Origin of the sequence: Pseudanabaena sp. 'Roaring Creek' (genome assembly GCF_001402795.1) — a bacterium.
Taxonomy (GTDB): Bacteria; Cyanobacteriota; Cyanobacteriia; order Pseudanabaenales; family Pseudanabaenaceae; genus Pseudanabaena.
On record NZ_LIRE01000755.1, the window covers coordinates 1 to 9962 of the forward strand.

Sequence of the window (9962 nt, forward strand, 5' to 3'; positions counted from 1 at the left end):
TAATACCAATTTCCAAAAGTGTAGCCACACGTTTGGAAATTGAAAACCAAACCCAGTAAGGGTTTTAAAATCACAAAATGGCTACGCCATTTTGTGATTTGGTATAATCAGTATTTTTATATTTTTATATTCCTATGGCATTAGATCCAGACGTTACTACCCCCGATCCAGCGATCGCTGAGGAGCCTATTCTAGAATCCACCGATCTAGAGCGGATTCGTCAAGAGCTAGCCGTCCTCGCTCAAAAATTATCAATCCCCCAGATCGAAAAACATTTATTTCTATGCGCCGATCAGACTAAACCGATCTGCTGTCCCAAGGAAGCAGGGCTCCAAGCATGGGACTACCTCAAGCGCCGCATCAAAGAACTAAATCTCGAAGCAAAAATCTTTCGGACTAAAACTAATTGTCTGCGCGTATGCGATCGCGGACCAATCTTGCTAGTCTATCCCGATGGTGTTTGGTATCATTCCGCAACACCAGAGTTGCTAGAGCGGATCCTCCAAGAACATATTATTGGTGGCACAATCGTCTCAGACTATGCCTTTGTCGCACCAACCATACCTAAAAACTGACCTTCAAACTTACCTACAGCTATATAAGAACTATAGTAGTAAAAATTTCTTATTTGCTGGTTTACCTGCCTATTGAGAAAGAGCGGCTTTGCGAGATTCAAATAGCTGTAAGACTGCCCCCTTGATAGTTGACATCACATAGGGATCGCAACTTGCAATTAATTCTTCAGAGGTAAAATTACCTTTAAAAAACTCCTTGGATAGAAGCAGCATCCGTTGCATTTCCGAAAACCCGAGGGACTTAACCATAAAAGTAGCCACGGGTGAATTCTTGACATCGTAACTAGAATCAACCGTTCTCCCCTTATCTAAAAGCTCTAACACCTCAGCTTCAATCGGTGTTGATGGCTGATGGGGCGTATCGATTTCGGGTAAAAATTGTTCTAAGCCGATCACTGGCGTATCTTCGAGCGGTAGCTCACCCATCATCGTGGAGAGGGATATGTCCCGCCCAATCCGAAAGGACAATGCTTCTAAAACAGCGATCGAGGTTAATTTTGTGCCTAAGTACAGTCTTGACACTTCTAAGTTTTGCTTGGTTTGAGCGAGGAGCTTGTAATAGTTTTTCTCGCTAGGCTCATCCCGATAGCGTCTAAAGACAATTTCGGGAGAAAGGAAGTTCATAAATCCTTCCATCTTTTGGATAGAAACTCGATAGCCATGCACGCTATAGGAGTTCACATTCTTCAGATCGTGGTTTGTCTCTGGAATTAGATTCCAAGTGTTATTGAGAAATCGTGAAGAATTAGGGCTAGCAAAGTTTTCTACATCGCGGTTCGAGAGCCGTACGGCTCGTTTGACAATTTCTGCAATTTCGGGATCGTTCCAGCCAAACTGAAAGACTTCATTTGCCTCAACTAAACGACCAAACAGAAGATCGGAACAGGTCAACCCAGATTCTAGTTGCGGGCGAAAAGGAATAGTGGCTTCGATACAAGCTGCAATCTCAGTCAGTCTTGTTAGGGGCAACATATTTTCTAGCGCTTTTATTGCAATTAAGGCGCTAAGAAACTCATTTTGCCCAGACATTGGTAATAGAGGCTGTCCGTGCTGAAAGCCAAAAAGCATGATTACCATCTTAAAAGCGACATCTTCTTGCAATTCGGGAGGCTCAAGAATGACGAGCTGCTCGCGATCCTGTTTGATGTAGGGAGAAATATACCGACTGATATTCACGCTGATGCCTTGATCGACTTGTACATACACCAGATCGTGAAATAATGCTGATATTACCTCGATCGCATCGCCCCCTTCCCCCACTTCAAAAATGTGATTGGGCGTATGGAAAGACCGCCAAGGACCAGTCATGGTCTGAATAATTAAATTGGAGATTTTGGTCAATTGCTCTCTATTCGCCTGACCATTTAAGTCTGCGATCGCTTGAATTAAGCAATCTAGACATTTTTGTTTATCCTTTGCAGTACTCATCCAATCCTCTCCGAATTTAACATCTTCGTGTTTACAGCATTTTTCCGAGCATCTCAACCACAAAATGTTGTTGATATAGCGTTGTTTTAGTTTATTTATGGAGAACTAAAACGGCAAAAGCTTTACAGGGTTTAATTTTTGGCACTTAATCGGGAGCCGTGATTCCCTTGAAAAGGACTATAGCGTAGACATTTAGTGGCAAGTACCTGATGATTTGTCGTTAATTCGTGGATATTTATATAAGCGCATTGTACTGAAGGCCTTATGTTGCATAAAACTTAAACCGAGTTGTATTGATGGCAGATTAGATTTGGTTAGTGTTGTCCAATTACTCTAAGTAATTCAGGGGTAGACAAAAGAGACCACTAGCTATCCTTAACATATTAATACGGCTCTCTAAAGATGACTGAAAATCTAACATAATCTGTCGATCTATCTGCGTAAGTAGTAAATTTTCTCAACCATTACTCATGATTCATCAAGTTTGAGCTTATGTATATCGTTAGTTTGGCTTGCAAAAGCTAGACTCTACTAGCTTTTGCAAGCAAATAGGGGGATCAACCCAAGATCGTGCTGTCGCGCTCCGCGCGACAGCACGATCTTGGGTTTTATGTCCTGATACAGTTGGCGGTAGCTATATGTCTTAACTTAACGTTAAAACGGTCTTTGAGAGAGGGTTTGCATAGCAAACCCTTTCTCAAAGACCAAAATTAAAAGCTGTTGTCAGCCCTATGTTAACGGTTTGATGGTCAATAGCTAGGAATTGCAGCGTCGTTGCTATCTTTTGGGTTTTATGTCCTGATGATATACTTGATGCAGCTATCAATCGGGATAGCTATCAATCGGGGAAGATACACTTGCCACTAATGTCACCACTAATATCACCACTAATGTCAAAACGAATTAGCGATCGCTTGGTGCTATCCAATGGCATTGTGGTTTTAGTAACCGAAAACCCCACCGTAGATATTATTGCTGCGCGTTGCTTTTTTGCGGGGGGAGAAATGGTTGAAACTTCTGAAAAATCAGGGCTAACGCACCTAGCAGCTTCGCTGATGACAAGAGGAACCACAAGGTATTCTTCCCTCGAAATTGCGGAGCAGGTAGAGTCTATTGGTGCATCCCTTGGTACGGAATGCTCTAGCGATTATTTCTTGTTGTCATTAAAAACGATTGCTGCGGACTTTCAAGATATGTTGTCACTGGGGGCGGAGATTTTACGATCGCCCAGTTATCCCGATAGCGAACTCGATCTGGAGAGGCGTTTGACCATCCAATCAATCCGAGCGCAGCAGGAACGCCCCTTAACCATCGCCTACGAGGGCTTACAACATTTGATGTATGGGGATCATCCCTACGGCTTTTCTAGCCTTGGTACGGAATTGTCGGTTAGTAATCTTACTCGGCAAGATCTTGTTGATTTTCACCATACCTATTTACGCCCCGATCGAATGGTGGTAAGCATTGCAGGTAATATCTCTCCAGATCGGGCGATCGCAATGGTCGAAGAAGCCTTTGGCGATTGGCAAAACCCTTCCCAATCCTTTGCGATCGATACGCCATCGCCCAACTTTCAACCCTTGCTCGTTACCCACGAGCAGGATACTCAACAGGCGATCGTCATGATTGGCTATCCTGCCCCCTCGGTCAGTTCTCCAGACTATGCCGCCCTTAAAATTATCTCGACCTATCTGGGCAATGGTTTATCGAGCCGCTTGTTTGTGGAGCTGCGGGAAAAGCGGGGACTTGCCTACGAAGTATCAGCCTTCTATCCTACTCGTCTCGATACCTCACAATTTGTTGCCTATATCGGCACTGCTTCCCACAATACGGGGACAGCGTTGACAGGTTTGCGCCATGAATGCGAACGCCTTGCGACAGTACCAATCACCGAGGCTGAATTAGCAGTTTGTAAAAGTAAGCTATTAGGACAATATGCTCTCGGCAAGCAAACCAATGGTCAAATTGCTCAGGTATATGGTTGGTATGAGGTGATGGGATTAGGTTTAGAATTCGATCGCCAATTTGTGGAAGCGATCGAAGCGGTCACTGAAGCCGATGTCCAACAGGCTGCCCAAAAATATTTTGGAACGCCAGCAATTTCGGTAATTGGTTCGGCAGAAGCTTTACAGCAATTAATTTAATAATCTAGTAAGTAGCTAAGAGAGAATACCGCCCGCTACGCGGGCGGTATTCTCTCTTAGCTACTTATACCAAGTTAAGAAATGGCTATGCCATTTCTTAACTTGAAAACCCTTACTGGGTTTGGTTTTTAATTCACAAAAGTACTGTCACACTTTCGTGAATTGGTATAATGCACCTAGTAATACACAGATAATGAAAAGACCGATTTACCTAGATTGTCATGCGACGACCCCCGTTGATGAGCGGGTATTAGCTGCCATGTTGCCGTATTTTCGTGAAAACTTTGGTAATCCCGCTAGTGTCGGTCATTTTTATGGATGGGAGGCAGAAGCAGCCGTTAAGTTAGCAAGGGAAACGATCGCTCAGACCATTAATGCGACCCCTGAAGAAATTATTTTTACTAGTGGCGCAACCGAAGCCAACAATCTCGCACTTAAGGGTGTGGCTGAGGCTTATCACCTGAAGGGGCGACATCTGATTACCGTTCAGACGGAACATAATGCCGTACTAGATCCCTGCGCCTACTTACAATCGCTTGGGTTTGAGGTTACCTATTTACCCGTCAATTCGGACGGATTGATCGATCTACAGGATCTCGAACGTGCGATCCGTGCCGATACGATTTTAGTTTCGGTGATGGCAGCTAATAATGAAATCGGTGTACTGCAACCGATCGCCCAGATCGGTCAGATCTGTAGATCCCACCAAGTCCTATTTCATAGCGATGCGGCTCAAGCGATCGGCAAAATCCCGCTAGATGTAGAGGCGATGCAGATCGACCTGCTGTCCCTCACCGCCCATAAAATCTATGGAGCCAAAGGGATTGGCGCATTATACGTGCGTCGTCGTCAACCGCGAGTGTCCATTGCCCCACAGTTACATGGAGGCGGACATGAGCGCGGAATGCGCTCGGGAACTCTCTATACTCCGCAGATTGTCGGCTTTGCGAAGGCACTGGAAATTGCGATCGCTTCCCAAGAGGAAGAACAGCAAAAGACTCTATTTCTCCGCGAACATTTATGGCAAAGGTTAAGTGAATGCGATCGCATCATTCTCAATGGTCATCGCCAGCAAAGACTGGCAGGCAATCTCAATATCAGCGTTAAGGGAGTTAACGGTCAGGCTTTAATGCTCGCTCTCCAACCCATTGTCGCCATTTCCTCTGGTTCGGCATGTACTTCGGCAAAAACTACCCCTTCCCATGTCTTGATGGCGCTGGGACATTCTCAGGAGTTAGCCTATGCTTCCATTCGCTTTGGCATTGGTCGGTTTAATACTTTCGATGAGATTGAAATAGTGGCGGATCATTTGCTCGCATCAGTGAGATCGCTTCAATAGGACATAAACCCCAAGAGTTGAGTGGCGGCGCTTCGCGCCGCCACTCAATTCTTGGGGTTTATGTCCTAATACACTTGGCGATAGCTATAAATTAAAAAACAAACCCAGTAAGGTTTTGAGATTTCCAAAATGGCGTTGCCATTTTGGAAATTGGTATCAAGCGATGATAGCTATATTCCCAATTCGTTGATGTTAAAGCTATATTTGGAGAAATCGCGATCGACATGCTTGAAGTTCGTCCTTACCCCACTACGACGAATGCCACCCTCCTGAGTATCAAATCCGATAATTTCTCCATCTAGTTCTGGAATTACTCGACAGGCATACAATCCATATTTTTCGGGCAATAATACATGGGGGATACCACTAAACTTTCTAAAATTACTGCTCGTAAATCCCTGCAAACCGCCAGCTTGCCTCGTAGCAGCCGCAAAGTCATTTTTTGCCCAAGTGGAAAAGACCAATTCATATTTACCTTGGGAATCTTTATACAGTTGCGGTACTTCCATTTCTGAATAGGAGCAGGGGTTTAAGATCGGATCTAAATATTCCCATTCTCCTTTGGACAGGTTATTATCTTTCAGGCTTAACAATCCCACTACGCCATTACGTCCGATCGGTTCTTTCGTTGACTTTGCGGATAACAGCATATATATCTGTCCATTATCTTGAAATAGGAATGGATCGCGCCAAGCATGGGTCGATAGATCGCCGAGGGAATTTTTAAGCTGATAGCAATATCCAGGAGGAATTTGCATCAAAGAAAGTTGCCAGCGATTACTTAAAATGTCGGCGGTATAGGCAACTCCAATGTTTTGAGTCATACCATCATCTAATTCTCGATTTCTCGAAGTATAGAACAGGAGAAATCCATTTTTGATCTTGATAATATCTCCACTCCAAATGGAAGTGTTTGCCCAATGGTGCTTTGGAGGTTTTAAAATATCAAATTCTTTTTCTCCGCTCCATTCAATCCGCAGGAAGTCTGAAGTAACTGCATATCCTACGCAGGCTGCATGATGGTGCTTTGCCGATGGCACCAAAATCTCATCAGCATTGAGATAAAACAAGTGATATAAGGCTGTTTTGGGATCGAAATAATACCAGAAATCCCATACATATCGATAGGGATGTCGCATTGATGGAAACATAAAACCTGTTTACAATTTTGTAAAGGATGAGGAATTGATTGGTAGCTTTTAATTCAAAAAAATAGCAATGCTACTAATCTCCAACTAATACCAATTCACGAAAGTGTGACAACACTTGCGTGAATTGGTATTGCTTAAAATTGTGGTTTTGAGGGAGGAGGAGCAATAAATATGGCGATCGCATTATTAACTGGTGCGATCTCCGTTACCGAGCGATTGAGAACTTCGCCACCGAGAAAGAGGGTAGAAGAACTACCACCATCAAGGTTGAGCGCATCCACTGCCCCCATTTTTTTGAGAACTTCAGCAGTTTGGAGGAGATTGGGCGCAACCCCGTCAGGGGCAGCTTGAACTGTCGCAAGGAGCAGTTTACCTTTTTCCTTAGTTGTGGCGATCGCACTGCGGTTAGCCGCCTGCGTATCAAAACCTGCTTGAAACTGTTCTACTTTTCCGTCTAAAGATAAGCTTCCATTTTTGAGTAGCAGTGGACCCGCTCCAATTAGATTGGGAAAGTTGGCAAACTTGTCAGGAATGAAGGCTTGCCGACCGCGAACGGTCATCCCCACGGGTAATTGATTTGCCGCATCAGGAGTTTGTCTTGCCACTAGGACATAGCCATCACTAGGAATGGCAACCTGTCCGACACCGACGGCACTGCCCTGATATTGAGCCGTGACCCGATCGCCTCGTACCACGACGATCAGTTCGTTTTCGGTAAGCGGTATATACATGCTACCCCAATTAGATGTATAGCGGGCAATTCCCCTTTGCACGTAACCGCTATTGAGATTAGTAAGAGCAATTTTTGCCTGATTTGCCGTACTGATTTCTTCATTGAAGTTGAGGCGATCGACGATCGCCTCACCCTGCTCGTTCCAAGCGATCGCTCCTCTGACTAGCGCCGTTCCCGCAATCCACCGATTACCTTCTCGAATTGCGCCTACGGGTAACTTGCGAATGCGGTTAAAAAAGCCCCCATTGATTGCACCGATCGCTTGAGACTGTTCCACCATTTGCGGCAATGGCATTAAACCCATGATGCCATCAGGAGATCCATCGGGATTGCTCCAAATGGGACGTAACCTTAATCGCGGGGATTTCAAATCGACCTCTAAAGCCGTAACCGAGAATTTAATGGTCTTAGGCTCCTTATCTGTTTTGGGCTTGTTGGGAATTTCGACAACCCGTTCGATTCTTCGCAGCCCCTCTGCCCACTGTACCGTCAGGCTAGGGGGAATATAGTCGCGCCGCAGATCGATGACTAGTTTCGGTGACGGACTACTGAGCATCTCGATCGCAGGTTGGAGCGATTCATTCAATAGAATCTGAATTTGGGTCGATTTCCCCATTGGCAATACGTTAACCGATTTTACCAAGTTCCCCGCGATCGCATTGGAGCCAATGGGCAGATCGGGTGAAACTTCCGCTGATACAAAGATCGTGATCGTATTACCCTGCTGACTGACTCGCCAAGGTGTGCGCCGACTGAGATCGATCGCTATGCGATCGCCCCAAACCTGCTTGCTTCGGCGCAGAGATTGAATTTGGGCATCGGGGGTATAAATATTGAGAGTAGTACCTGAGATTTCTGTCCGCCATTGCTCGGTAAATGGGGCGAGGGAGAGATAGCGCCATCGCCCCGTATTATCGAAGGTAACCTGTGAGAAGGTGGGACTCGAAAACCATCGCAGTCTTTGGCGATCGGCTTTGTCCGAATCCATCATCTGTACGCCTAAACCACCCGTTAGCCAGTCTTCTTGTACGTATAGGTTTTGCTGTCCTTGCTCGACTTTCTTGATCCAACGCCCCGACCAAGTCTGTCCATTTAACTGGATGACATTGCCGCTATCCGCGATATTGGCAGAGATTGCACCGTCAGCAATGAGAATTTGACAGCTAACAGCAGTAAGAAGGGGGATTAGCGCTTTACGGTAGGTCATTTTCATGATGCGAATGAGGTTTAATACGTTATCTCCCAGAGCAGGGAGATAGGATTGCACTGAATTTATTACTCAAGGTGCTGGGTTAAAATAGCGAGCATGGACATTATCGATTTCTGCCAAAATCTCAGTACTGAGATGCACATTAGCACTGTCGATATTTTCCTTGAGTTGTTCCATTGTCGTTGCGCCGACGATCGTACTTGCTACAAACCAACGACTTCTTACAAATGCTAATGCCAATTGGGTAGGAGATAAATCGTACTTTTGTGCGATCGCTGCATATTCCACAGTAGCCGCATGGACATTAACCTTTTTATAGCGTTGACCAAAGTTAGGAAATAGACCGATCCTAGTAGGAGTATTGGTTTGGACACCTTGGAGATACTTACCTGACAGATGTCCAAACCCAAGGGGGCTATAGGCGAGTAAACTCACTCCCTCGCGGTAACAAGCTTCAGCAAGGTGACTGTCAAAGGTACGATTGAGAAGACTGTAGGCATTTTGAATTGATAAAATCTTCGGCAAATTCAGTCTTTTGGCGGTGTGACTAAATTCACAGATCCCCCAAGGAGTTTCATTGCTGACTCCCAAATGACGAATTTTGCCTTCCTTTATGAGTTCGGCAAAGGTTTCTAATTGCTCGGCAATGGCGACCATTTCTCGCTCTTGCTGAGGATCAAAGGCTACTTGTCCGAACATCGGTACGTTGCGATCGGGCCAGTGAATTTGATAGAGATCGATGTAGTCAGTTTGTAAACGCTTGAGGCTATCATCTACGGCTTGAAAAATATTTTTGCGACTTAAGGCGGCGATCGCATCATCACGCAACCAATTGTAATTGCGTCCCGTACCAATAATTTTAGTAGCTACAATTAATTTATCGCGTTGTTGCTTGATGCGAGGCTGAGCTAACCATTCACCGATATATTGTTCGGTTCTGCCCTGAGTTTCTGCTTTCGGCGGCACTGGATACATTTCGGCAGTATCAATAAAGTTCACCCCCTGCGCGATCGCATAGTCCAGTTGTTCGTGAGCCTCGGCGATCGTGTTTTGCTGACCGTAGGTCATTGTCCCTAGGCAAATTTCGGACACCAAAAGATCGCTTGAGCCAAGCCTTTTATATTCCATGTTCGATGTATATATACCGCAAAACCAGAATACTACAGTGATTTCCGATTTATACGATTTATAAGTACGTCAGTATAATTAAATAATCAAACCAGAGCCTGTGTCGCCTGCTGCGCGGGCGGCACAGGCTTTTAAGTTTTACAGCGCTTTACGCTCAAACCCAAACCAAGAAAATTTTTGAAAGCGTTGCTTCGCAACGCTTTCAAAAATTTTCTTGTGGTTCGTTTGATCGATAATTGCTGTAAGTTTATTTA

7 protein-coding genes are annotated in these 9962 nt (G+C 45.0%); 3 read left to right on the top strand and 4 right to left on the bottom strand.

Annotated elements, in window-relative coordinates; all coding sequences use genetic code 11:
* Positions 1–134: 134 nt before the first annotated feature.
* Entirely contained in the window at positions 135–575 is a 441-nt protein-coding gene (locus tag AC805_RS23100; protein WP_055077586.1) for a ferredoxin, read from the top strand.
* A 69-nt stretch (positions 576–644) separates the two neighbouring features.
* Here AC805_RS23100 and AC805_RS23105 read toward each other — a convergent pair whose 3' ends face one another.
* Entirely contained in the window at positions 645–2003 is a 1359-nt protein-coding gene (locus AC805_RS23105) for a hypothetical protein (RefSeq protein ID WP_009627351.1), read from the bottom strand.
* Positions 2004–2893: 890 nt separating this feature from the next.
* On the opposite strand from AC805_RS23105, the gene AC805_RS23110 reads away from it, so the two are divergent.
* Positions 2894–4147, top strand: a complete 1254-nt coding sequence (locus AC805_RS23110) for a pitrilysin family protein (protein WP_055077587.1) — start codon at positions 2894–2896, stop codon at positions 4145–4147.
* A gap of 190 nt (positions 4148–4337) precedes the next feature.
* Entirely contained in the window at positions 4338–5486 is a 1149-nt protein-coding gene (locus tag AC805_RS23115) for an IscS subfamily cysteine desulfurase (RefSeq protein WP_156341546.1), read from the top strand.
* A gap of 170 nt (positions 5487–5656) precedes the next feature.
* On the opposite strand, the gene AC805_RS23120 is transcribed toward AC805_RS23115, so the two are convergent.
* The 3 genes from AC805_RS23120 to AC805_RS23130 all read right to left on the bottom strand — a co-directional run bounded on the left by AC805_RS23120 (position 5657) and on the right by AC805_RS23130 (position 9708).
* Positions 5657–6637, bottom strand: a complete 981-nt coding sequence (locus AC805_RS23120; RefSeq protein WP_055077589.1) for a beta-fructosidase — start codon at positions 6635–6637, stop codon at positions 5657–5659.
* A gap of 134 nt (positions 6638–6771) precedes the next feature.
* Positions 6772–8637 carry a phosphodiester glycosidase family protein gene (locus tag AC805_RS23125; RefSeq protein ID WP_231664266.1) on the bottom strand — a complete coding sequence of 622 codons (1866 nt, stop codon included), beginning with the start codon at positions 8635–8637 and terminating at the stop codon, positions 6772–6774.
* Positions 8638–8649: 12 nt separating this feature from the next.
* Complete coding sequence (locus tag AC805_RS23130) at positions 8650–9708, bottom strand: NADP(H)-dependent aldo-keto reductase (protein WP_055077590.1); 1059 nt, start codon at positions 9706–9708, stop codon at positions 8650–8652.
* Positions 9709–9962: the final 254 nt, after the last annotated feature.